The organism is Kaistia dalseonensis (assembly GCF_030814715.1).
GTDB classification, from domain to species: domain Bacteria; phylum Pseudomonadota; class Alphaproteobacteria; order Rhizobiales; family Kaistiaceae; genus Kaistia; species Kaistia dalseonensis.
On record NZ_JAUSVO010000006.1, the window covers coordinates 384,457 to 406,693 of the forward strand.

General features: G+C 63.2%; 23 protein-coding genes, 1 tRNA gene and 2 pseudogenes. 6 read left to right on the forward strand and 20 right to left on the reverse strand.

The annotated features are described in order from the left end of the window. Positions 1-145: 145 nt before the first annotated feature. From QO014_RS21245 to QO014_RS21255, 3 genes and pseudogenes are all read left to right on the forward strand, one after another. Positions 146-831: pseudogene (locus tag QO014_RS21245) on the forward strand (IS5 family transposase); the annotation flags it as partial. A 448-nt stretch (positions 832-1,279) separates the two neighbouring features. Beyond that, positions 1,280-1,882, forward strand: coding sequence for a DUF2971 domain-containing protein (locus QO014_RS21250; RefSeq protein ID WP_266350758.1), 603 nt, complete (start codon positions 1,280-1,282; stop codon positions 1,880-1,882). 2 nt (positions 1,883-1,884) lie between these two features. Beyond that, positions 1,885-2,166: a hypothetical protein gene (locus tag QO014_RS21255; protein ID WP_266350759.1), complete on the forward strand. Its 282-nt coding sequence runs from the start codon at positions 1,885-1,887 to the stop codon at positions 2,164-2,166. Positions 2,167-2,534: 368 nt separating this feature from the next. Here the strand turns inward: QO014_RS21255 and QO014_RS21260 are convergent, their stop codons facing one another. The 7 genes from QO014_RS21260 to QO014_RS21290 all read right to left on the reverse strand — a co-directional run bounded on the left by QO014_RS21260 (position 2,535) and on the right by QO014_RS21290 (position 7,135). Next, positions 2,535-3,167 carry a tyrosine-type recombinase/integrase gene (locus tag QO014_RS21260; protein WP_266350760.1) on the reverse strand — a complete coding sequence of 211 codons (633 nt, stop codon included), beginning with the start codon at positions 3,165-3,167 and terminating at the stop codon, positions 2,535-2,537. 166 nt (positions 3,168-3,333) lie between these two features. Beyond that, on the reverse strand, positions 3,334-3,768 hold the full coding sequence (locus QO014_RS21265) for a c-type cytochrome (protein ID WP_266350761.1): 435 nt from the start codon (positions 3,766-3,768) through the stop codon (positions 3,334-3,336). Positions 3,769-3,773: 5 nt separating this feature from the next. Next, positions 3,774-4,175 carry a c-type cytochrome gene (locus tag QO014_RS21270; RefSeq protein WP_266350762.1) on the reverse strand — a complete coding sequence of 134 codons (402 nt, stop codon included), beginning with the start codon at positions 4,173-4,175 and terminating at the stop codon, positions 3,774-3,776. A gap of 32 nt (positions 4,176-4,207) precedes the next feature. Further along, positions 4,208-4,747, reverse strand: coding sequence for a methylamine dehydrogenase light chain (locus QO014_RS21275; protein WP_266350763.1), 540 nt, complete (start codon positions 4,745-4,747; stop codon positions 4,208-4,210). A 62-nt stretch (positions 4,748-4,809) separates the two neighbouring features. Continuing rightward, positions 4,810-5,409 carry a methylamine dehydrogenase accessory protein MauD gene (mauD, locus tag QO014_RS21280; protein WP_266350764.1) on the reverse strand — a complete coding sequence of 200 codons (600 nt, stop codon included), beginning with the start codon at positions 5,407-5,409 and terminating at the stop codon, positions 4,810-4,812. Between the two features lie 20 nt (positions 5,410-5,429). Further along, on the reverse strand, positions 5,430-5,960 hold the full coding sequence (locus QO014_RS21285) for a MauE/DoxX family redox-associated membrane protein (RefSeq protein ID WP_266350765.1): 531 nt from the start codon (positions 5,958-5,960) through the stop codon (positions 5,430-5,432). Continuing rightward, positions 5,960-7,135 carry an amine dehydrogenase large subunit gene (locus tag QO014_RS21290; RefSeq protein ID WP_266350766.1) on the reverse strand — a complete coding sequence of 392 codons (1,176 nt, stop codon included), beginning with the start codon at positions 7,133-7,135 and terminating at the stop codon, positions 5,960-5,962. The genes QO014_RS21285 and QO014_RS21290 overlap by 1 nt, the downstream gene beginning before the upstream one ends. Between QO014_RS21290 and QO014_RS21295 the strand changes: the two genes are divergently transcribed. Continuing rightward, entirely contained in the window at positions 7,134-8,210 is a 1,077-nt protein-coding gene (locus QO014_RS21295; RefSeq protein WP_266350767.1) for a helix-turn-helix domain-containing protein, read from the forward strand. The two genes, QO014_RS21290 and QO014_RS21295, sit on opposite strands and share 2 nt — an antisense overlap. Before the next feature lie 429 nt (positions 8,211-8,639). Here QO014_RS21295 and QO014_RS21300 read toward each other — a convergent pair whose 3' ends face one another. Both QO014_RS21300 and QO014_RS21305 read right to left on the reverse strand, forming a co-directional pair. Beyond that, on the reverse strand, positions 8,640-10,043 hold the full coding sequence (locus QO014_RS21300; RefSeq protein ID WP_266350768.1) for an AAA family ATPase: 1,404 nt from the start codon (positions 10,041-10,043) through the stop codon (positions 8,640-8,642). A gap of 15 nt (positions 10,044-10,058) precedes the next feature. Next, positions 10,059-11,282 (reverse strand): AAA family ATPase, encoded by a 1,224-nt coding sequence (locus QO014_RS21305; RefSeq protein ID WP_266350769.1) that lies wholly within the window; start codon positions 11,280-11,282, stop codon positions 10,059-10,061. A 368-nt stretch (positions 11,283-11,650) separates the two neighbouring features. Here QO014_RS21305 and QO014_RS21310 point away from each other — a divergent pair, with 368 nt between their 5' ends. After that, a complete protein-coding gene (locus tag QO014_RS21310; protein WP_307258984.1) occupies positions 11,651-11,956 on the forward strand; it encodes a hypothetical protein in 306 nt (101 codons plus the stop codon). Between the two features lie 23 nt (positions 11,957-11,979). On the opposite strand, the gene QO014_RS21315 is transcribed toward QO014_RS21310, so the two are convergent. From QO014_RS21315 to QO014_RS21345, 7 genes and pseudogenes are all read right to left on the reverse strand, one after another. Next, on the reverse strand, positions 11,980-12,534 hold the full coding sequence (locus tag QO014_RS21315) for a recombinase family protein (RefSeq protein WP_307258985.1): 555 nt from the start codon (positions 12,532-12,534) through the stop codon (positions 11,980-11,982). 42 nt (positions 12,535-12,576) lie between these two features. Next, a complete protein-coding gene (locus tag QO014_RS21320) occupies positions 12,577-12,954 on the reverse strand; it encodes a recombinase family protein (protein ID WP_307258986.1) in 378 nt (125 codons plus the stop codon). Between the two features lie 137 nt (positions 12,955-13,091). Then, positions 13,092-13,656: pseudogene (locus QO014_RS21325) on the reverse strand (DUF2924 domain-containing protein). Between the two features lie 5 nt (positions 13,657-13,661). After that, positions 13,662-13,934: a DUF3489 domain-containing protein gene (locus QO014_RS21330; protein ID WP_266350860.1), complete on the reverse strand. Its 273-nt coding sequence runs from the start codon at positions 13,932-13,934 to the stop codon at positions 13,662-13,664. Positions 13,935-14,059: 125 nt separating this feature from the next. Then, positions 14,060-14,296 carry a hypothetical protein gene (locus tag QO014_RS21335; protein WP_266350770.1) on the reverse strand — a complete coding sequence of 79 codons (237 nt, stop codon included), beginning with the start codon at positions 14,294-14,296 and terminating at the stop codon, positions 14,060-14,062. A 420-nt stretch (positions 14,297-14,716) separates the two neighbouring features. Beyond that, a tRNA-Ile gene (locus QO014_RS21340) sits at positions 14,717-14,792 on the reverse strand. 20 nt (positions 14,793-14,812) lie between these two features. Further along, complete coding sequence (locus tag QO014_RS21345; RefSeq protein WP_266350771.1) at positions 14,813-16,102, reverse strand: NAD(P)/FAD-dependent oxidoreductase; 1,290 nt, start codon at positions 16,100-16,102, stop codon at positions 14,813-14,815. Between the two features lie 172 nt (positions 16,103-16,274). Here QO014_RS21345 and QO014_RS21350 point away from each other — a divergent pair, with 172 nt between their 5' ends. After that, positions 16,275-17,015 carry an SIMPL domain-containing protein gene (locus QO014_RS21350; protein ID WP_266350772.1) on the forward strand — a complete coding sequence of 247 codons (741 nt, stop codon included), beginning with the start codon at positions 16,275-16,277 and terminating at the stop codon, positions 17,013-17,015. A 56-nt stretch (positions 17,016-17,071) separates the two neighbouring features. Here QO014_RS21350 and QO014_RS21355 read toward each other — a convergent pair whose 3' ends face one another. The 4 genes from QO014_RS21355 to QO014_RS21370 form a co-directional block, all read right to left on the reverse strand. Further along, positions 17,072-17,716 carry an invasion associated locus B family protein gene (locus QO014_RS21355; protein WP_266350773.1) on the reverse strand — a complete coding sequence of 215 codons (645 nt, stop codon included), beginning with the start codon at positions 17,714-17,716 and terminating at the stop codon, positions 17,072-17,074. An 82-nt stretch (positions 17,717-17,798) separates the two neighbouring features. Then, on the reverse strand, positions 17,799-18,326 hold the full coding sequence (locus QO014_RS21360) for an invasion associated locus B family protein (protein ID WP_266350774.1): 528 nt from the start codon (positions 18,324-18,326) through the stop codon (positions 17,799-17,801). Between the two features lie 180 nt (positions 18,327-18,506). Beyond that, entirely contained in the window at positions 18,507-20,741 is a 2,235-nt protein-coding gene (locus tag QO014_RS21365) for an autotransporter domain-containing protein (protein WP_266350775.1), read from the reverse strand. Positions 20,742-21,276: 535 nt separating this feature from the next. After that, positions 21,277-22,206, reverse strand: coding sequence for a diacylglycerol/lipid kinase family protein (locus QO014_RS21370; protein ID WP_266350776.1), 930 nt, complete (start codon positions 22,204-22,206; stop codon positions 21,277-21,279). Between the last annotated feature and the right edge of the window lie 31 nt (positions 22,207-22,237).

A 22,237-nucleotide genomic window follows, 5' to 3' on the forward strand; every position in this document is an offset into this window, starting at 1 on the left:
CCAGCATCTTGAATCACAAACTCATCGCCGCGGGAATCCCACCCGATTCAGTCAAAAACAGAAACGCTCTAGGGTCTGAACTCGATCATCACTTTGATTATGTTCTTGAATGTGATTTTCTGGTTGAAAATGGAGGGTCACGTAGTTGAACGGGTTCTGGCTGAGTGATGCGCAATGGGCGGCGATCGAGCCGCATCTGCCGAAGAACCAACCCGGCGCGCGGCGGGTCGATGACCGCCGCGTGATCAGCGGTATCGTCCACGTGCTGCAGTCGGGCTGCCGCTGGCGCGATTGCCCGGCGGAGTACGGCCCGGCTACGACCGTCTACAATCGCTGGAACCGATGGTCGCGCCGCCGCTTCTGGCAGCACCTGTTCGAGGCGCTGCGGACGATCTCGCCGGACGACGACTTCCAGGCGCTCGATTCGACCACGGCCAAGGCGCATCGCTCGGCCGCCGGCGGAAAAGGGGGGCTGAGGAACAGGGGATCGGCCGCTCGCGCGGCGGCAGAACGACCAAGATCCACGCCGTCTGCGACGCGCAAGGCCGGCCCATCGCCTTTGAGGTGACGCCAGGCCAACTCGGCGATATCCGTGCCGCGATCGTCCTCATCGCACAGGCGCCGGCCGCAAGGGTCCTCGCTGCCGACTGCGCCTATGATGCGCGTGGCCTCAGGCAATACCTCGCCGAGCGCGGCACAACGCCCGTCATTCCGAACAATCCGACCCGAAAGCACCCGAGCCCGTTCAACCCGCATCTCTACAAACGATGCAACATCATCGAACGTATGTTCTGCCGTCTCAAGGACTGGCGCCGCATCGCAACACGATACGACAAGCTCGCTATCAACTTCGCTTCCGCCGTCGCCCTCGCAGCAGCAATCATCTGGTGGTGTTGATTGAGTCTGGAGCCTAGATTGGCTTAACCTCGTGTCCACAGAATCGGCAGCAGGCCATACCATTTAGTTGCCATTCTGCACCCGATCCCAATTCGGACGTTGGACGCTCGTTTCCACTGCCCGTAAGCTGCCATTTCGCAGTTTGCAAACGACGTCGGCGAAGCGCCCCATTTGTGTCCCGCCAAGTGATTTGGCGCTTCCTGAAAGCTGCCATGTATTCGCTAGATGTCATGCCTTGGGATACGCTGCCATCGCCACGGCACGTCGACTTGAACTACAACCTTGACGCACTGGTTGTCAGCCTGTCGCCGGATCACCCCATCTGGACGGCGAACAACCGTTCTTTTAGGTAAAGTTTCCGCCCCATCAACGAGTGTCTCAGATGTCTCAAGACCACGATGAGCCGTCGCCGTTTCTCTATAAGTACACCAGTGCCGCCCGGGCATTGCAGATCATCCGGGACTCGACGCTGTTCCTGGCACCTGCTGCCGGTCAGAATGACTTGTATGAGTTCCGCGCAAGATCCCTCTTCAGGTTGGACGAGGATACCAGGCACGGAATCTATGCGAAGGGGTTGGTAGCGACGGGCGTGTTCTCAGACTTCCAAGAGGCGTTCGACGCCTCAAAGGACTTGGATCTCGAGGAGGCGCGGGAGACCGAGAAGAAGGCGATCGAGGTGCTCAACATTAACCTCGACCTCATTATGAAGCACTCGGGAGTGACTTGTTTCCCGTCTGAACGAAACAACCAGCGTATGTGGGGAACCTACGGCGATAACCATGCCGGCGTCGTTATCGAATTCTCTACGGATCCTGCGTTGTCCCGTCTCGGAGGGCATTTCGGGCAAGTGCGATATATCGACAGGAACCCGGGTTCTGTCCGTCCAGCTTCATGGGCGGCGATACGCGCTACGACTCCTACCTCCTTGCAAGACTGCTGTACTTCAAACATATCGACTGGGCGGGGGAAAAGGAGTGGCGGCTAATCATGATCGCCGACGAGGAACAGCCGCCGAAGGACCGTATCGTGCACTTCGAACGTAGCGCGATGACGCGAGTATTCCTGGGCCCCCGCATAGAGCCCGAGCTCGAGGCGCAGATCATTTCGGCTGCCGATGCAGCGCCTCGGATCCCGACCTACAAGCGTCGGATCGACCCGCTCGAAGCCGCAGAAGACCTCGTGGGCTTCGAGGCTCTTAAGGGTCCTGAAGACCTGAAATACTGGTTCCCCCAATTCGGTGGCGCAAGCGAACGAGACGGCAGCGGCTGAGCGCTAGTGTTCTGGTTAGGCCGCTGAAAACCTTCTAGACTTGCAAGCTCCTGAGCGTCCTTCAGCATTCTCAGCGAAGGATATGACTGACCTGGCGAGTTCTATGGCCCAGTGCCGAAGCCGCTGAGAGCTGTCGTGCAGATCCACAACCCCTGTGACGGTAAAGTCCGGCGGCATGCTAGCGCCTCCAGCTTTCTTGGCACGGAACCGTGCCGCTCGGCTGCCTGCAGGATAAGATGGGGAAGGGTGGCTTTATAGTGCTTGGGCCCACTGCCTGCCGTTCTGGTTACCACCCCAACATAGACAGACCGGCAACAACTCTGCGCGTCAAAGCGGCCATCCGCGCTACCTCGGATGGCCGCCCACCGTCAGATTTCCGTCCGCTCTGCCAGCAACAGTGCGTCCTCCACGTCGACGCCAAGATAGCGCACCGTGTTCTCGATCTTGGAGTGCCCGAGCAAGATCTGGATGGCGCGGATGTTGCCCGTCGCCTTGCAGATCATGGACGCCTTCGTACGACGGAACGAATGAGTGCCATACTCCTCTTCGCGCAGGCCGATCGCGGTCACCCACCCGTCGACCAAGCGCGCATACTGCCTCGTGCTCATGTGTTTCGTGTGATCAACCCTGCTCGGAAAGGCATAATCCTCAACGGTGCAGCCGCGCCGTCCCAGCCAGGCCAGCAGGCTCGCTCGTACGTCGCTGGTGATCTCGAACTGGACCGGCCGCCCCGTCTTCTGCTGCACGACGATCGCGCGAGCCCTGATCTCCGGACCGACGACCACATCACCGACCCTGATCTTGACCAGGTCGCAGCCGCGAAGTTTGCTGTCGATGGCCATATCGAACAGCGCGCGGTCACGAATGCGTCTTTCGCGATCGAGGAAGAAACGAATTGCCCAGACCTGTTTCCGGGTGAAAGGACGCTTCGTGCCGACCCTTTTTCCGGCGTTCCAAGCTGCACGCTCGCGACTGGCATCGTCAAATTGAGAATGGCCCATGTGCGTTCTCCTTGGCCTTGATTGACCGAGGGAGAAACGTCGAGGCACCCCACCGCACAGGGGCCGGTAGCGGACTGGCGGCTAGCGAGGAGGTGTAGCGAGAGGCGGACATATCAACGACGAAAGACCAGGACGGGAAGTGGCCCGAAGCGGACATTCTGCATGCTCACGGCCAAGGGTAGTCGGCGAGTTCGATCCCCTCTTCGGCCAGCTTGGCCGCGATCACCCGCCGATACTTTACCACGTTGCCAATTTCGGTTGCTCGAAGCGCCGCGACCTCGTCGGCGGTGAACGGTTCGTATGGGACGGGGAGCGACTCGCCGGCGTAGATGTCCATTACGTAATTGAGCAGGTCAGCTATCTCCCTGTCCGACAGGCTCGAGCCGATCACTCCGGGGACGTGGAGCAGGTAGGCACGCCCTTCGGGCAGGCGAGCAAAGACACCGACCTTGCCGACGAAGTCGGGTATGCCGGCGCTGGGCAGACCCGAGCCATCCTGAAGATGGCAGCCAATACATTTGAGGACGTAGTTTGTGGTGGCCGTTCGGTCGGCGCCCTGGCCAATCGCGGTGCCAGCCAGAAGCAGGGCTGTCGCCAGCAAGTACCTCATTGGGCGGCCTCATGTCGACGTGTCAGCAGGTCGACGTGGCTCGGCGCCTTGGCGCGCATCTTGGCCAGCGCAGACGCTGTCATTCGCACATCCATGCCGTTCAACTCGCCGAGCACATAGTTGGTCAGCTCTGCAAGTTCCTCGTCGGTCAGCCAGCTCTGCGACGGCATGGCCAGCCCTGTGTAGGTCTCGCCATTGGCCACGATCTGGCCGGAGAGACCTCCAAGAAGTACACCGGCGACATAGGCGGGAGCGTTCGCCCCAAACGCGGAAAAGAGGGCCGGGTCGACCAGCGGCGGCGCCAGCCCGGGCGAGCCGATTCCCCCTATTTGGTGGCAGCCGCTGCAATTGTCGTTGAACAGCGCGCGCCCGCCGTCGGCAAGGGCTGGCGCCGTCAACAGCGCCAGTCCGGCTGCGATAAGCAATCGCCTCATTGGGCGATACCGACTACGACGGCGAGAGTGCAGTGGATGCCCTTGTCGCCATTGGCGACGCACCAGCTGGATTCGCTGGCAAGTCCCATGCGGTAGCCCGGGCGATCACCCTCCTGGCGCGAGCAGGCCTCGCCGCAGTCCCCACCCTTGCCGCAGCAATCATTGTAGGAGACGAGGTAATCCTTGTCGTCATTGGGGTTGCGACAGGTCCCAACCCACGCGACTTTAGACGGCATGGAGCCGGGCGGGCACTGGGTAATGCTGCCGCCGCAGTGGGCACACAGGCCGCCATGTAGCGAGCAATAGCGCCAGTATTCGCAATCAGTCGGGATCTCACCCGGCTCGCCCAGGCCGCGGGCGAACGCAGCGCCGTTCGAGTTATCGTAGGGCAGCATGGGAAGAACGATGCCGCCGACCAGCGCCCCGCCTGCCTTCTGCAGGAAGCTCCGTCGTCCGGCAACGCTGGCGATCCGGCGCGTGCGCGCCTCCGCCATCGTGTCCATCCACTCCATCAGGTTGTCGATAAATTTGGCCATATAGGCTCTCCGTCGTGAAGAAAAACTGCGCCCGACCGGCTTGGGGCCCGGTCCGGGCAGGGTCAGTGCTGAACAACTGCCTGCTGGTCGAGATAGGACTGGATGGACCCGACCTTGAGGTCATAGGCGTTGAACAGGCTATCGAACTGCTCGCGACTATTGATGAGCCCCTTTGCCCGGATGGTGCCGTGCTGGTCGAGCAGCACCGCATAGGGAAGACGCGCCACCCGATAGGCGAGGCCAAGCTCGGTCGAGACGACGTAGGGGAACTTGGACAGCCCGGCGGTTTCGATGAAGCGCTGGTGCTGGGCTTTCGCGCCGTCGCTGGCGAGGACGACATCGAGCCACTTGCCCTCGGCCTTGCGGATCGAGTCCACGATCGGCAGCAGCTTCTTGCAGACCGGGCAGGTGGGCGACACGAAGAAGACCAGCGTAGAGCGTTCGGGCTTTGGGCCGATCGAGATCATGCCGCCGGTCAGACTACTGAGGCTGAACAGCGGTGACTGCTGGCCGACCTCGGGACCGGAATCGTTGACGAGGGCCCCCATTGGCGACACCCGCTCGAACAGGATGCCGATCTGGCGGCCGAGCGCCAGAAGGCCGACGGTCAGCGCAACTACCATCAGGAACAGCGCCGCCAATGCGAAGTAGATGAGGTTCATTCATGGCTCCTGAGCTTTGGTCAGCGCGTTAGCCGCGCCAGCGATGAGTTTGCGAGGATTTGCTCGGCGAGCAGGAAGGCCACCCAGGCGGCAAAGCCGCAGGCGATCGCCGTGGCCGTGCCGGCGACATCGAGGCTCAGGGGCCCGGTAGCTGCCGCTAGGCCGGCAAGTAACACGAGCGCGCCGTTCCGCATCACAAGCGCCCAGGCGAGCGGCTGCACCGCCCCGCCACAGCCGCACTCGATATGCGTGCGGCCGCGCCAGATGTTGACGGCCATCGCCGCGGCATAGAGGGCGAGCAGCCCGGCAGCGAGCATCAGCCCCGGCACTTGCCCGCCGGGGATCAGTTGCAGGGCGACCACGAGGATCTCGGCGCCGACGATACCCATCGAGACAGGTTGCACCAGGCGTTCGCCGACGATCTGGTAGTCGGCGACAAAGCCCGTGAATTCGGTAAATGCGCCGGCTTTGTGCAACGCCGATCGTACGAAGATCAGCGCGATGAACACGGTTATCGCTGCCGACACCAGGGACAGGAACGAGCTCTCCATCATGGCGAACTCGCAAGCGTCGTGGCGAAGCCGAAGTCGGCGTGTTCCGCGACCTTCTTGGCGGCGAACCGGGCACCCGGATCGACTTCGTACTTGTAGACCTTGTTCTGGTCGATACTCAGCCCATAGAGCACCGGCAACGCATCGTCGGTTACGTAGACGGCGTTGAGACCATCGACATTGGAGCGATACAGAAGCTCCTTCTTCTTGAGGTCGTAGGCCCAAACTTCCTTGGCAGCATGGTAGTGGCTGCCGTCATGATGATCCGGGGCCATAGGCACGAACAGGATGCCGTTCGCGTCGTTGTAGGTTACGACGCTGTAGCCCGAGGTGCCCCAGTTGCCGTCGACGCCTGCGGCGATGGGGGTCACGCTAACCGGCTTGACGACGCCCTCGCTGTCCGACAGCCGATAGACATTGGCGTGGTACGAGATGAACAGCAGGTCGCCTTCGGCCCGCTCGGAGGCGAGATAGATCGGGTCGGCGTCGGGATCGAATATCTTGTCGCTCTTCTTGCTCTCGAACGTTGTGCCGTCGGCGCCGAGCGCGAAAGTGGTGAAGGTCCCGTCGTTGCAGATCGCCGAATAGCTATAGCCCTTTGTAGCCGGATAGATTCCGTAGCAGCCGGGCGACGGCACCTCCTGCACGACCTTGCCCTTGCTGAGGTCGACCACCGTCACCGACGTCGCGGGGGTGGCGTTCTGCACGTAGAGGAAGCGTTCATCGGCGCTGAGCTGCAGCAGAGCCCGATCGTCCGTGTACTGCGTGACCTTGTAGGGAAGGACGATTTCCTTCTGGAGGCGGTTGGTGGCCACATCGAAAATCTGCAGCACGTGCTCGCCCGCGCCCGAGGAGATGCGCGGATAGAAACCGGAGACGAGATAGATCGTCTTGCCGTCCTTGGACGCGGTGAAGTGGCTCTGTGCACCACCGCTCACGCTGCCTTTGAGGGTGAGGTCGTTGGCCGAATACATGTAGACGGCGCTGGGTCCGCCGCGCCAATTCTGCATGTTGACGAAGACGTTCGGCCCCGGGTCCATCGTCTCCTTGGCTGTGGCGTGTTCGGGAACGAATTCGGCGTCCTGCGCCAGCGCAGAGGCCGGTCCGGCGACGGCGCCGACGAGGCAAGCCGCGCCGAGAAGGGCTGACAGTGTGTGGGCCATCGAGGTCTCCATGAACGATGAGACCGCAGTCGATCAGGCCCGAACCAATCCCGAAATCCAGTTTCCAAAAAATCGACGCTCAGATTCTAGGCAGATATCCTGGTTGCCCTCCTTATGGGCAGCTGCTAGCGATAGCGCGTTGGAGGGTTCAGCCTTGCGAAACATCGGAATCCTGACGAACGCCACCTATTCCGACGTCTCCGAACAGGAGGGCGCGCTGAAAGGTTGGGAGCAGCGATATCTTCAGATCGGCAATGGGCGCTTCGAAGGATCAGCGTCGTCGCTCGATTTCGGCAGGGTTTCGATCGGCGAGGAACGGCTGAACGTCGAAGTCGCGCAAACCTCGACACCACCACAGGGAACGTTGGTCCTGATCCTTCACCCGAGCGTGGTAGCGCCACGGATGAACGGGCAATCGCGATCCGCGCAGATCTTCTTTCATCGAGGCGGCAACGTGCTCGATATTGCGATGTCGCCGGCAAATTGCCGCGGCTACTATCTCATTGCCGAGGAGGCGTTGATGCCCGATCTCGATTTTCGACGTGTCGAACCCATCACTGCTGTAGCCGCATATCCCGGCACGAACGGGCTCGCTGACTGGGCATTGTCGGTGCTGTCGTCCGCTCCCACTACGATGCGGCAATCACCGGGGGCCATGGAGCAGGTCCTGCCTGGCATGATTAAGGACAGGGTATGGGAAGTCTGCAGTCGGATGGTCGCGACAGAACCCGACAAGCGGCCGCGCGAGACCTATTCCTACTCCCTGTTCAAGCGCGCCCAGAGCCGCGTTATGGACGATCCGGACCAGACGCTCGGCGTATCCGACATAGCGGCATACCTGAATGTGCCGGAACATGTCCTGAGGGGCGCGTTCCTCGACGCCACAGGAGTCACCCCCCGCGCCTGGCTTCGGCTATGTCGCCTCGACCGCGCTCGACGCGCCATTCTGCGGTCCGGCGAGACGCCAAGAACGGTGGCGCAGATCGCTATGGAGGCGGGTTTCTTCCACCTCGGACGCTTCTCGGCCTATTACTCGCAAGTTTTCGACGAGACCCCGTTCGACACCGTCAAGGGCCTATTGGGGTAGCATTGGAACAGCGAGTCCAACACCGCAGTTGCTGCGTGTGACTAGCTCTGTTGAGGTCACCTTCGGGGGCGCGTTGCAGACTGGCATCTATCGGGCCGCGAGCTGACTGGCGAGTTTCGGCCAGAAGTTGCGATAAGCTGCCGTTGTGCAGGCGAGCCCTCGGTCATTCGCAGCCAAGTCGCCAACTTCGATAGCGACCATTCACTAGCTTCAGGGCCTCTCACCATCCCGCCATTTGCGGACCACCTGATGACTGTCAGCTGGACCTAAGCGTCCGACCTCATTTTCAAGCTGTGTTAGCCGAGCGTCCAGGTCGCCGCTGCTGCAAAGCAAATAGTCTGCGTCCATCGTCTGCCAAAAGGCTGCCTCACATAATGATTTGAGAGAGATAGATCAAAGGCGGAGCTTCACACGCCATCCCTCTCCGTCTTATTTCTTCGGTTTCATCTGTGGGCGGGCTGCCTCGGCAGCGTCGCTGTCCGCCTTAAGGCCGGCGATCAGAAGCTCGAGCTCATCGATATCTTTCGCGAACTCGGCGGGAGTGGGCACCGAAACGGTATCCGCCGCCGGGTTGTCATGGCTGTGCGTATTCGCACGCGTCATACCCTCGTGGAAGCGGATGGCGAACGCGTCGGAGAGACAAACATAACGCAGCAACTGTGTCTGGATGACATCGGTGCCGCGCCGGACAATATCCCTGAAGATAATCTCCTCAACTACGCGCTCATAGGTATCGCGAAGTCGGCCGTACAGGTTCTTCACGGCAACTTCGTAATCGGCCGGGCTGCTCGCATGCACTTTCGACAGTTGCGCAGAATCGTTCTTGATGCGGCCTATGCGCTTGGCCACATTCAACCCTTTCCAAGGCATGCCAGCCGCATCGATCTTGCCGGCCGCGCTTTTGTCGCTGAACAGCGCGACCGTGACCGGCTCGATTCCCTGTGCGTCGGCTGTCCGGCAGAGCTCGTTGAAAAAGACGATGTCGTGGGTGAACACGATCACTTGCCGCTTCAAAGCCTCCTCGGCGAGGCGCTCCGCCACCTTGACGCTTCGATCGCGGTCCAGCGATGACACGGGATCGTCGATCACGATAGCACCCGATCCGTCGGTGAGAGCGACCTCGGTCAGGAAACCGGCCAAGGCCAAAGCGCGCTGCTCTCCTTCGCTGAGGATTTCCGACGTGACCTTGGTCAATTTTGTCTTCGGATTGACCTCGAATTCCGCCTTGGTCTGACCGCTCTTGCGCGCAAGCCCGACATTGAGATGCATGATGTCGAAACGCGTGCGCTCCGCATCGAATTGCGTGACCACGGCCGTCGTCAAATGTGTATCCAGGAGCTCGTTTGCACGCTGCGTAATGCCTCTCGTCTGGACGTCCGCGAGAGCTTTCCCATAAGCGTCGTCGATGGTCAGTAGGTCGCGGCGGGTAACGAGCTTCGATTTGTTGGCCGAGAGGGTCTTCCGATCTTCGAGTTCGGCCTTCTCCGCTGTGATCTTGGCCCGCTCCTCGGCGTTGCTTGCCTGCGCTAACCCGTCCTTCTCGGCCTTTAGTTTGAGCGCAAACGCCTTTACTTCCTCAGAGGGCACCAGGATGGCGGGAGCGGCCTCGTATGGTTCTCCGTTCAGGCGCGCGAGCGCCTGATCACGGCGCGCGACCGCGGTTGCCTGAAAGCTCGCGAGTAGATCAGCCAGCCCGGCATCGCGCTTTCGTACCTGTTCGAGTCGGTCGGCGAAGTCCGCGGCGCGGAGACAGGAGAGCTCGTTCACATTGGTGAGCGCGTCGGCGACCGCCTGCTCTGCCTTCGTCGCGGCGGTATCCAGAGTGTCGTCCATATACTTCTGAAAACGCTACATACGGCTCGCGCCGTCGGGCAGAAGGGGCTGTTGACACAGCACGCACGCTGAAGGTCCGGCATCCGCCGTCACCACAGGGAATGGCTTGCCTACATAGGCTTCCTTGAGGGAGTAGTCGCGGGCTGCCGCCCAGAGGGCCCGCCAGGTGTCGCTCCCGACTCCGGGCAGCGGGTCGTCGGTGAACAACGCGTCGGCGGCGACTGCGGCAGCTTCGCGCGCTGCCACGGCGGTGGCACGCAGACTCGCGAGTTGCTCCAGCGCCTCATCTCTAAACGCCGATCCGGCTGCAGCACATTCGGTCGCGAGGGTGTCGGCCCATCTGGCGAATGCGGTAACGTCAGCGGCTGCGGCTGCGCCGGCTGACAGTACGGCGGTGACTTCATCGAGACGCAGCTGATCCGTCTCGGCGAACGCCACCGCCGCGTCGATCTGAGCGTTGGTTGCGGACTTGCTCAGCGCCTTGTCGAACCGTTGGGCTCCCGTATCGCGTATGGGTACAAAGGCGATCGTCGTCAGGCTGACCTTGTCACCAACCTCGGTTGCGCGTTCCGTCTCCAACCTGTCCTTTAAGCCGAGACAGACGGTATTCAGCCGATGCGGCAGGGCGAGCCCGAAGGGAAGAAAGCGAATCTGATTTCCGCCATCGACATAGAGCTGCGCCGAGGCCGTGTCGAAGACCGCCACCTGCATGAGCTGCGGTGATGCGGCCTTCCCTGGAGACCAGGAAATTGGAGTGTCGCCGGCGCCTGCGTCGATGATGATCTCGGCGGTCTGTGGTCCGGAGGACGCCCCATACACGTCAGCCAGAACCTTAAGCTTGGCGGGGTTCTCGACGCGCGTGCGGCAAGCAGTTCGCAGGATCCGCACGAAACCGCTCTTGCCGCTGCCGTTGCGGCCATACACGATCGTCAAGGCCTTCGGGCAGAAGGTAAGAGATGCCTTCGGAACCAGACGGTTGATGTTCTCGACGTTGGCGATCCCTTTCACGACGATAGGCTGGTGCTTTCCGCCTCCGAAGTGGGCCTTGGCGAAGGGGATAGCGCTAGGAGGAGGGCTCGCAAGACTGAAGCCCGCAGCCAACTTGACCATGGCAAGCAGTTCACCCAGGTCCATATCCGTGAGATCGTTGCTGATTGCGAGTCGCCGCAATGCGTCCTGCTTCCAGGACGAGAGCTTCTTTGCCCAGTCCAAGACGTCGTCGATCGGCTCTGCTGTCATTACGGCCCCCCGGAGCGAATTTGATTTTGCCTGTGATTATTGCGGGTAGCCCGCTCCGCTCAGCTATTTCAATACCACGGCGATTGACCAACCTTGAGGCTCAGAACTCATAATCAGAAGGGAACGGAGGAACCGCAAGATCGGAGCAGCCAGCGCGCGTGCTGTATGTCGGCTTCCAGCAGGTGGCCGTGGCCAGATGAATGGCCGAGATGAAGGCGCATAGCGGACGTCGCTGAAGGAGCAGTCAACGGACAGGTTTTGGTTCATTTTGAGACGTTCGCGTCTGTGTGTCCTCTCTGTTAACGACTCCGCCACCCGCCTGCTGCCGGCTGGACATTTCCCAAAATGTTTGCGGCCACGGCGAGGGCTTGTCCGCCCGACTTCAGGTGACGTCAGAGCGGATGGTCGCTTTCCCAAACTATCGGCGCGTCGACGAGACCCGCGACGCCGATGCCTTCCGGCGCGCTTTCGTCAAGCAGGGCCTTGACCAGGGCCGGCGGCAGAAAGGCGAGATTGAGGTTCTAGCGGATCGAGCGTTCGGAGCAGCCTTCGCGCCGGGCGATTTCGAGGAGGCTGGTCACGCGGCCAGCCAGGAGGTCGCGGATGATGACGCGGTCGATATCCCCAAAGCCGATGGCAGGATCAGCGACAGCGGTAGTATTCGGATCCGATGACAGGGCGGCTTGGATCGCTTCCTCTATCGGCTGCGCCGGACACGGGTGATCGTGCCCGCTTCGGCCTTCCGGCCCTGGGCAAGGGCTGAAGAGACATAGTAGCGGTGGTGGGCACCGTTCTTGCGGGCGACGGTCGGCGTCAACCGGTTGCCGCGATCGTCGAAGAGCTTGCCGACCAGCGGGAACAGGTCCTGGGCTGCCAGGCGCCGTCTTGCCTTGATCTCGCCCTGACGGTTGAGAGCCGCCTGCACGGCATCGAATGTCTCCCGCTCGACGATCGGCGGATGCTCGGCGGGGTACCATTGGTCTTTGTGGGCGATCTCGCCAACATAGACCCGGTTCCGCAGGAGACAGGCGAGCGCGCCCTTGCCGAAGCGCACCCCGCCGCGTTTGGTGCCGTCCCTTCGAGCGGTCCTCTTGGTCACGATGCCATTCGCATCGAGATGCTTCATCAGCGCAGTCAGCGTGCCGTGCTCGAGATAGCCGCGGAAGATCACTCTCACCGTCTTGGCTTCCACCTCGTCCGGGACGAGTTTCTTGTCCTTCAGCGCATAGCCGAGCGGAACCGGCCCGCCCATGCGAATGCTCTTGCGTTTGGAGGCGGCGATCTTGTCGCGGATTCACTCGCCGCTGGCCTCGCGCTCGAACAGGGCGAAGGACAGCAGCGCGTTGAGCGTCAGCCGCCCCATGCTGCTGGTCGTGTTGAACGCCTGCGTCACGGAGACGAAAGAGACGCCATGGGCGTCGAAGAGCTCGACGAGCTTGGCAAAGTCGGCAGGCGAGCGCGTCAGCCGGTCGACCTTGTAGACCACGACGATGTCGAGCGCTCCCGCACGAATATCCGTCATCAGTCGCTGCATGTCCGGTCGATCAAGCGACCCGCCGGAGAAGCCGCCGTCATTATAGGCGGCGGGCAGACAGGACCAGCCCTCATGGCGCTGGCTCTTGATATAGGCTTCGCAAGCCTCGCGCTGGGCGTCGAGGGAGTTGAACTCCATGTCGAGCCCATGCTCGGTCGAGACGCGAGTGTAGACCGCGCAGCGCAGGACCTTCTGAGGCTGTTGGCCGAATTGGCCTGAAGTCAGGCCAGCACGTTGTGCAGACCCGCGCGACCTTGTTGCCGATGCAACGCTCATCACCGACCCCTCCCCTGTCGCTTCGGTTCGGTTTTGACATTGTCATCGCCCGACGTCGTCTCGGTGTTGTCCCGCAGGCCGAAGAACCGGGGGCCGCTCCAGCTCGTGCCAGTGATGCGCCGCGCGATCTCCGAGAGCGAACGGTAGACCGCTCCCTGCCATTCGAAGCCGTCGCCGTTGACGCACCACGTGCATCTCGCCGGCATATTCCCGGATGAACAATGTGCCGGGGCGATGGCCGCGATCCCGCGGCGCCGGGGCAACCAGAGGCACCGCCTTTGGCTTGACCGCCCCTGCCCGGCGCCGGCATTCATGGTCGCCCGCGATCTGTTCGAGTTGCCGGACGCTGTCGGCATCGAGATCACCATGGATCCGTGCCTGCATCCGATAGGCGATGATGCGTATCAGCAAGGCCCGACCGAGATGTTCGGGAGCCTCCTTACGCGTCAGTTTGCGCCAACGGACACGCAGTGCATGGAGGTCGAGTTTGGCGAGACCATCGATCTCGGCGGCGAGGGCAATCGGCTGAGGCGTTGTTCTCGCGGATTGGCGGGTCCGGGACATGGGGATCACGCTGCCTCAGCCCGTGCGGGTTCGAGCGTGTCGACTGGCGGGATCGTGATCGTCTCAGCGCCGTGCCCTTCCATCAGCCGGTAGCGTGTCGGCTCGCCGCTTTGCCGGATTGTCTCGACTGCCATGCCGGCCTTGCGCAGACCCGTTAGAAACGCCCGGATCGTGTGCGCCAGCCAGCCGGTCGCCACGGCAATATCTTCGATCGAAGCGCCTCCCCCTGACCGAGCAGGCCGATGACGAGGGCCTTCTTGCTGCCCGGGCGCCCCGATCGTTTTGGTGCATCAACGGACGTACCCAAGCTCTGGCCTACCTCTATGGGCGGCTCCGTAGACACCGGATCTCCGTCTTCGCGGCCAACCGCGGGCTCGTCGACGCCAATGGCAGCCAGCCCGCGCTATGTAATGACCAGCGTCCACCGCTCGCCATCGGCCGTCTGACGCCATGCCGGCTGGCCCGGCGCCGTCGGCTGCTCCATCGCCAGACCGAGGGCCAGCAGTCGTTCGCCGACGCTGGTTGCCACCGCTCCCTTCAGCCGCTCTTGCAGCGCAATGACACCATCATCGCGTTGGGACGCTGCGGAAAGCAGGATGAGCTGAGTGTCCGTGAGTTCGTTATGGGTCGTCTTCATCATGATCGAAATCCAGGCTGTGACAACGGCTCATGCCGTCACCGCCGCAATCCCGCGACGGCCTGTCTGCGGGGTGGGATCAGGCCGCTTCTGCGCCTCGACCGGACACAGCAACGCTCCGCCCTACAGTCCAGTCTAATATGTCGAACTCGCCGCCAAAACCGGGGCGATTGCGGCGGGTCGTGGCGGCGGCCAAAAAAGCGAGCCAGTCTCAGGTCGACGCGAACCCGGTCTCTACTTTGGCTGCATCCGTCGATGCGGAAACCACGGAATGCATGCCGCAGACGGGGCCCGAATCGTCGCCAAAATCGGGCTGGAGATCGCGTCGGAAACAGGCGACTCGGCGAGCCAGACTATGGCATGCCATTGAAATAGCGACGCGATCTACGCGGTCTCCGCAGAGACGGTGACGGCCGGAGAGATTGGTGGGCCCACCAGGACTCGAACCTGGAACCAGACCGTTATGAGCGGTCGGCTCTAACCATTGAGCTATAGGCCCTTGCGGCTTCCCTATCGTTTTTAGGCGCGCTTGTCGACGGGCTCCTGCGTCGAGGCTGGGGTTTCGCGCTGGGTTATCAGCCGCGCGCTGCGGCTGCCGCTCGAATGGATCCAGAGCCAGTTCAGCGCGACGGCCAAACGGTTCCTGACACCGATCAGGAAGAAGATGTGCGCGAGGCCCCAGGTCCACCAGGCGATGCCTCCGGTGAGGCGGATGCGGCCGAAATCGACCACTGCGGCGCGGCGGCCGATCGTGGCGAGGCTGCCCTGATGGCGATAATGGAACGGGCGCGGCGCGCGGTCGCCCTTGAGCCGCGCAAGAATGGTCTGCGCGACATGGCGGCCCTGCTGCTTGGCGGCCGGGGCGACGCCGGGAACCGGCGCGCCGTTCGACATCACCATGGCCGTATCGCCGATGACGAAAATATCCGGTGCGCCGGGCACGGTGAGATCGGGCTCGACCTTGACGCGCCCTGCCCTGTCGGCCGGCACGTCGAGCCAGAGCGCGGCGGGCGAAGCCTGCACGCCAGCGGCCCAGATGACGGTCGCGGCCGGAATATGCTCCTCGCCCAGCGTGACGCCCTCGGCATCGACGCGCGACACCGCCCGCCCCGTTACCACCTCGACGCCGAGCTTTTCGAGCGCCCGGCGCGAATATTCGGAAAGCTCGGGCCGGAAATTGGCGAGCACGCGCGGCCCCGCCTCGACGAGCAGGACGCGGGCGCGGCGCGAATCGAAATTGCGGAAATCGGAAGGCAGCGTGTTGTGGGCAAGCTCGGCGATCGTGCCGGCGAGCTCGACGCCGGTCGGCCCCGCGCCGACGATGACGAAGGTGAGCAGCGCCGCCTGCCGCGCCGGATCGCTCTCGCGCTCCGCCCGCTCGAAGGCGGTGAGCAGGCGGCGGCGGATCGTCGTCGCATCCTCCAGCGTCTTCAGGCCCGGCGCATGGGGCTCCCATTCGTCATGGCCGAAATAGGCATGGCGCGCGCCGGTCGCGACGATGAGCACGTCGAAGGGGAACGTCGCGCCATCGGCGAGCGTGACGGTCTTCGCCAGCTTGTCGATCGCCGTGACCGTGCCGAGCAGCGTGCGCGTATGGCGATCGCGGCGCAGCAGATGGCGGATCGGCCAGGCGATTTCCGATGTCGCCAGCGCCGCGGTCGCGACCTGGTAGAGCAGCGGCTGGAACAGATGATGGTTGCGCTGGTCGATGACCAGGATCTCGACATTCGCGCGCGCCAGCCGATGCGCGACTTCGAGACCGCCGAATCCGGCACCGATCACCACGACCTTGAGAGGCGAAGCATCCATCGAGCAACTCCGTTCCATGCGGGGAAGATCGTCGCGCCGGCCGGCATCATGGGGGCCGCGGCGCATCGCTTGCAAGACCGGCGGGCCGTTCCGGCCGCTTTCCCGTCGCAATGCAAACTTATGTAAGCGTCGCCCGCACTTACGCAATCTCGAGACGAAGGGGAGACGCTTCATGCGCAACAGCATGGCCCGCACCGCCGGCATCATCCGCACGACCATCCTGGCATCGACCATGATGGCGGCCCTCGCCGTTCCCGCCTTCGCGCAGACGGCGCCGGCGGTTCCCGTCCTGACGGCCTCGGGCGATGGCAGCGCCAGCGCCGCGCCGGACATCGCCATCGTCACGCTCGGCGTCGTCGCGGAGGCGGCGAATGCAAAGGACGCGCTCGCCTCCAACGCCACCGACATGACGGCCGTCATCAAGGCGATCACCGATGCCGGCATCGCCACGCGCGACATCGCCACCAGCGGCCTCTCGGTCGAGCCGGTCTATTCCGAGCCATCGAACGATGCCGGCGGCCGCTCGCAAATCACCGGCTACCGGGTCATCAACCAGGTGACGGTCAAGATCCGCAATCTCGCCAGCTCCGGCCCGCTGCTCGACAAGGTCGTCACCGCCGGCGCCAACCGCGTCACCGGCATTTCCTTCGAGATCGACAAGGCCGAGGCGCTGCGCGACGCGGCGATCAAGGCGGCGATCGGCGATGCGCGGCGCAAGGCGGAACTGATGGCGGAAGCGGCCGGCGTCAAGCTCGGCCCGATCCAGTCGGTCTCGGCCTTCGGCAACAATGCGCCGCCGCCGGTCTTCCGCGCGCAGATGGCGATGAAGGCCGCCGATTCGACGCCCGTCATGGGCGGTGAACAGGAAATCACCGCGAACGCGACGGTCGTCTACGCCATCGCGCCGCGATAGGCATCCCGCGCGCAATCGGGTGGCGGGCGATCCCGCCGCCCGTAACAGAGGCGAATTCAGCTCGGCTGCGCGGTCACACGGGCGAGCGCATTGACGAATCCGTCCAGGCCGAAGGCGAAGGTGAAGCTGGTGCCGCCCTTGAAGGTGATGGTCGCCGAGAGACGCGTCGCCGCCTTCAGGATGATGATGAAGTCCGGCGCGAGCTTGGCGCGGATCTCACAGGTGGCCGCATCGCAGGATTCATAAGGCACGATCTTCGGATTGCCGTCGCCTATGTCGAGCGTCATCCCGCGATTGACCATGATCCCGGTCGGCATCGTCCAGACCGCGAAGACACCGGCCGCCGTGCGTTCGATGACGAGGGTCGCGTCCTGTGGCGGCGTGCCGACCTGATGCAGGCTCTGCGACATGGCGCATGGGGCTGACGCGGCGCCTGCGCAATTCAGGCTCCACGCGCCGATCGTCTCGACGCCACCGGCCGCCGCAATGGCCGAGCCGGCACGGGCCGAGGGCGCGCCGGACAGCACCAGCGCGTTCTCGATACCGGTCATCGCCACGACCTGCCGCGCCCATGTCAGCAGCCGCCCGGACTGGAACGTCAGGAGCACGGCGACGACGACGGCGACCACAAGCACGCCGACAACCCGCCAGAAGGTGGCGCGGCGATTGTGTCCATCATCTTCGTCGTAATAATAGGACATTGGAGTTCCATGAATACTCCAACGCCCATATTTCCTGCAATGTCAGGAACAAGATCGGCAGAAATAAAGCCGTGGCGTTGGACTATTTGATCTTGGCGTAGGCGGCCGAAAACCCGGACAGCGAGAGCGGGATGGAGACCGGCGCCTTGCTGAGGTTCTGGAAGGTCAGGTTGACCACCTGCCCCTTGACCATCGCGTTGAGCAGGTCGCCACTGAGCGGCGCGCCGGCATAGCAGCCGGTATTGTCGCAGGTCTGTAGCGGCATCGTCACCGCGCTGGCGCCGTCGACATCGATCGTGGCGCCGGCCGCGAGCGTGACGCCCAGGGGCCCGCGGATCATCAGGGTCGGCTTGCGCCCATCCGCCGGCACGCGAATGGTGAGCGAGCCGACGAACTGGCCGGTATTCTGCAGCATCACGCGCTGCTCCATCTGGCAATCAAGCGCGGCGTCACGCGACTGTCCCTGGCAGACTGTGAGCCAGGGCGGCGGCGCCTTGGCGGCCGCCTGGCCGGCCGGGGCCTGGTCCTGCGCCACGGCAAGGGTCGGCGCCCCAGCCGCCATCACGGCGAGCATGGCGAGCGCACGCAGCCGGTCGATACGATACGTCATTCACTTTCCCCCGCTTCGGCCTGCCGCGATCGGCACCGGCCGAAATCCAGTTATGCCCTGAGCCACCCGGCGCGACACGAACCGATTCGCCGCGTCGCCGGCGACATCTTCTGAGCATAGCCGAGCCGAAAGGGAAATAACCCGAACAGGGGACGGGACTGCGAGATGGTGTCGCCGCCCCTACCAGGTCCAGCGCATGCCGAACTTGCCGGTGCCGCCGACATAATCCTCGCCGAAGCGCAGGTCGGCCTTGGCAAAGCCCGTCACGCCGTTCTTGAGCACGACGACATTGAAGCCGGCGCCGACTTCACCGAAGACATCGGGAGCGTTGTCCTCGACGACGAGGCCGGGGCCGCTATCGATGGTGACGCTGTTGTTGCCGAGCAGGTCGCCGGCGATGCCGAGCGAGACATAGGGATCGACCTTGGCGCCATATTGCAGGAACGAGCCCCCGAAGCGGGTCAGGACCTTGCCCTCCAGGCCATCGCCATCATCAAAGTTCACGGCCGCTCCACCGATCACGATGTTGTCGATCGACGTGTTGGTATAGGCGAGGCTGGCAACCGGTTCGATGAACATGCCGTTTGCGGTGAAGAAGCGATAGCCGGTCTCGACGCGACCACCGATCGTGGTCGAGTCCGTGCTCGCATTGCTGCCGCCGATATTATAGTCCGCGCTCAGGAAGTCGCCCTTGACCAGGGCGTCGATATAGAGCGGCCCCTTGATCCAGCTCGCATAGGCGCCGACCTGCGGGCCAGTGAAGTTGATCGTCTCGTTATTGCTGAGATCGACGGCACTCGCGACATAGCCACCGAGGACGCCGGCCATCAACACGCCATTGGCGACGGTGCCGTCGAATTCATGATCGACACCAGCCTGGAAGGCGAAGAGCGTCTGGTCGTATCCGGCATCGGCCTGGACCGTACGGCCGCCGACCGTGGTGACCGACTGATCGCGCGTGCTAGTCGCCGAGCCGCCGATGAAGCGGCCCCAGATGCCCGAACGCTTCGAAGGGTCCACCGCTTCTGTCGCAGCAAAGCTCTCGCGCAGGTCACCCGCCCTGTCGATCCAGCCATCCGACGTCGAATTCCAGATATCGCGACTGAGCGTGGTGAACTGCGGCAGCGCGAACGAGCTGCTGTCGGCATAGCTCGCCAGGACGAAATTGGAATCGCTGGCACCGCCCGCCACCGGCGCCTGATAGATATCATAGGAGAACAGGCCAGTATCGATCGGGCCGTTCAAGAGCCGGAAGCTGCCGGGCGCGGCATTGCCCGACTGGACGTCGACGACGAGCACCCCGTTGGGGTCATAGCCGCCGGGCTTGGTGGAGAGGTTGTTGATGTAAACATCGGTCGTGCCGGTGACCTTGCCGCCGATGACGACCACGTCGGACGAGGAATCGTTCGGACCGTGCAGCGTGGCGTCGACCGCGATCACGCTGCCGAGCGAACCGTTGAAATTGCCGGAAATATAGGTGACGTCGCCAACGCCGGAGCCGAAGCGGGTGGAAACACCGTTGACCGGCAGGTAGGAGACATTGTTGACCAGCGAAAGCACGCCGCCGGCATTGTTGAAATTGTCGAGCCCATTGAAGCTGGTCCGGCCGAAGGTCTCGATGATACCTCCGTTCTGAACCGTGCTGGTGCCGTTTGGATTGCTGAAATCGAACGTATTGTAGCCGGTCGCCGTGATCACGCCGCGGAGATCGTTCTGGATCAGGTTGTCGCCATTGGCCGAACTGAACGAGAACGCGTTGTTGCCGATCGCTTCGAACGCTGCTTCCGACTGATTATACAGCGTGTTGCTGCCATCCTGGGTCTGGAACTGGAACACATTGGCGCCGATCGCGCTGAAGCTGGCATTGACGCCGTTCGTGATCAGATTGTTGCCCGTCTCGGAGGTCAGCACGAATTGCGAGGTGCCGACCACGCTGAAGGTCGCACCGGCATTGTTCTCGATCGTGTTGTTGCCGGACTGCGAGGTGAGCGCAAAGCCGTTATTGTCGGTGGTGTCGGGATTGCCTTCCGAATAGCCGACCCCGAAGGTGCCGCTATTGCTGATGAGATTGCTGCCCGTGGAGCTCTGCAGGACAAAGGTGGACGTATTCGACACGTCGCCCGCCCTGTCGCCATTGACGAACAGCGATGAACTCACGGCATTGCTGATCGTGTTGTTGCCACCGACCGTGGTCAGCTCGGTCGTGGAATCGCCCGTAACGGAAACCGGATCAACGGCCGTATTGTCGATGATGTTGTTGTCGCCATCGGTGACGCAGGAAAGCGGCAGCGTGCTGCTGCAAGCCGCCTGAGCCTGTTCGGGTGTCAGCATCGCCATGCCGGCAAGAACGACGAAACCGGAAACCGAGCTCAGAAGACCGGTTCGACGAACTGAATGATTGGTGCGCAACCGCATGCAAGACTCCGCCCGACTCAATCATCCTCCGGGCAACGTGCCCCCGCGCCGGAGAATTTCTGGTGCCACCTCTTCGCAGCGCCTCAATTAAGAGCAGAATTCGCCCGACCGTGTCCATGCATTGCAACTTTAGGAATAGTGAAGATCGCAGCATGATGCGGGCGCGAAAGCCATATTGCGCCCATCCGACCGACCTTCCCCGCCGATAAATTGTCGTGAGATTACGGCGCCTTGCACGTTACGCGCGCAACGAGGAAGCAAGGGATGGCAAGCATTTCGGCGAGCCTTGATGTTGCGATGCGGTGTGGAAAAATCACCAATCCGTTGCTCAAGAGCCACAAATCCAGTGCGGCATAGAGCCGAAAACGGCGTCATTTCGTGGGTGATCGGGCGGTCCGGCGGCGTGCAGCACGTCGCGCGGGAATCGCTCAACTGATTCGCGCGCCGATGGGTTCGGCCCGCATCGGTCTTTCGGCGCCCGCCGGCCAGCATGCGGCTCGGCGCAACCTCCTGGTGTCGCCGCCGCGGAACGCAGTCAGGCCAGGACGGTCGGTCCAGGGCCGGTGGCCACCGCTGGTCGCAGCACCTTGAGCGCGGCAGGCATGATCTCGAAGCGGAGCGGCGTCGCGAGGCGGACCAGTTCGCCATCGACCGAAAGCCAGAGACGCGGGCGATGGCTGCCGACCGAAATCGTCGTCGTCACGATCGAGCGTATATCGGGATTGTCGCGCCAACTGCCGGCAAGCAGATCGAGCCCGGCCTGCATGCGCCGCGCGGTCTCGGCACCCTCCGCGACATGGACCTCGAGCACGCCCTCATCGAGGCGAAGGCGATCGAAGCGCGATGCCGCCAGCCTGTTGTTGCTGACCACGAGGGCATAGGCGGTCACGGTCTCGCGGCCGGCAGCGCTCTCCAGCGTCAGCTCGAGCTGTCCCGTGCGGCTGAAGGCGCGAAACGACGAGCGGGCGACCGCGATATAGCGGCCGAAGGGCAGGAACGAGGTCTCGCCGCGCATGCGGGCCCTTGCGCGCGCCATTTCGGCGAAGAAGCCGAGGCCGGCAAAGGTGTGGAAGATGCGGCCATTGACGGCCGCGAGATCGACCGGCGCGGCCACGGCATCGCCCAGCGCCGCCAGCGCCGGCGCGATATCGGCCGGCATGCCGAGACTGCGGGCAAAGAGGTTCAGCGTACCGAGCGGCAGCAGGCCGAGCACGCGGTCCGTTCCCGCCAGCCGGCGCACGGCATGTCCGGCCGAACCGTCGCCGCCGCCGACGATGAGCATGGGCGGGCCGGATCGCGCCGCCGCGTCGATCGCCTGCAGGAAGGCGGGCCCTTCCGCGAGCACGATCTCGACGGAACCGCCCCGCCCCGACAGCGCTTCGGCGATCATGGCGCGGATCGTGTCGGCGCCGCGGTCGAGGATCGTGCCGGCATGGGCATTCAGGATGACGATGGTATCCGGCACGTCCACCCTCCCCCGAGCCGGCCCGTCTCGC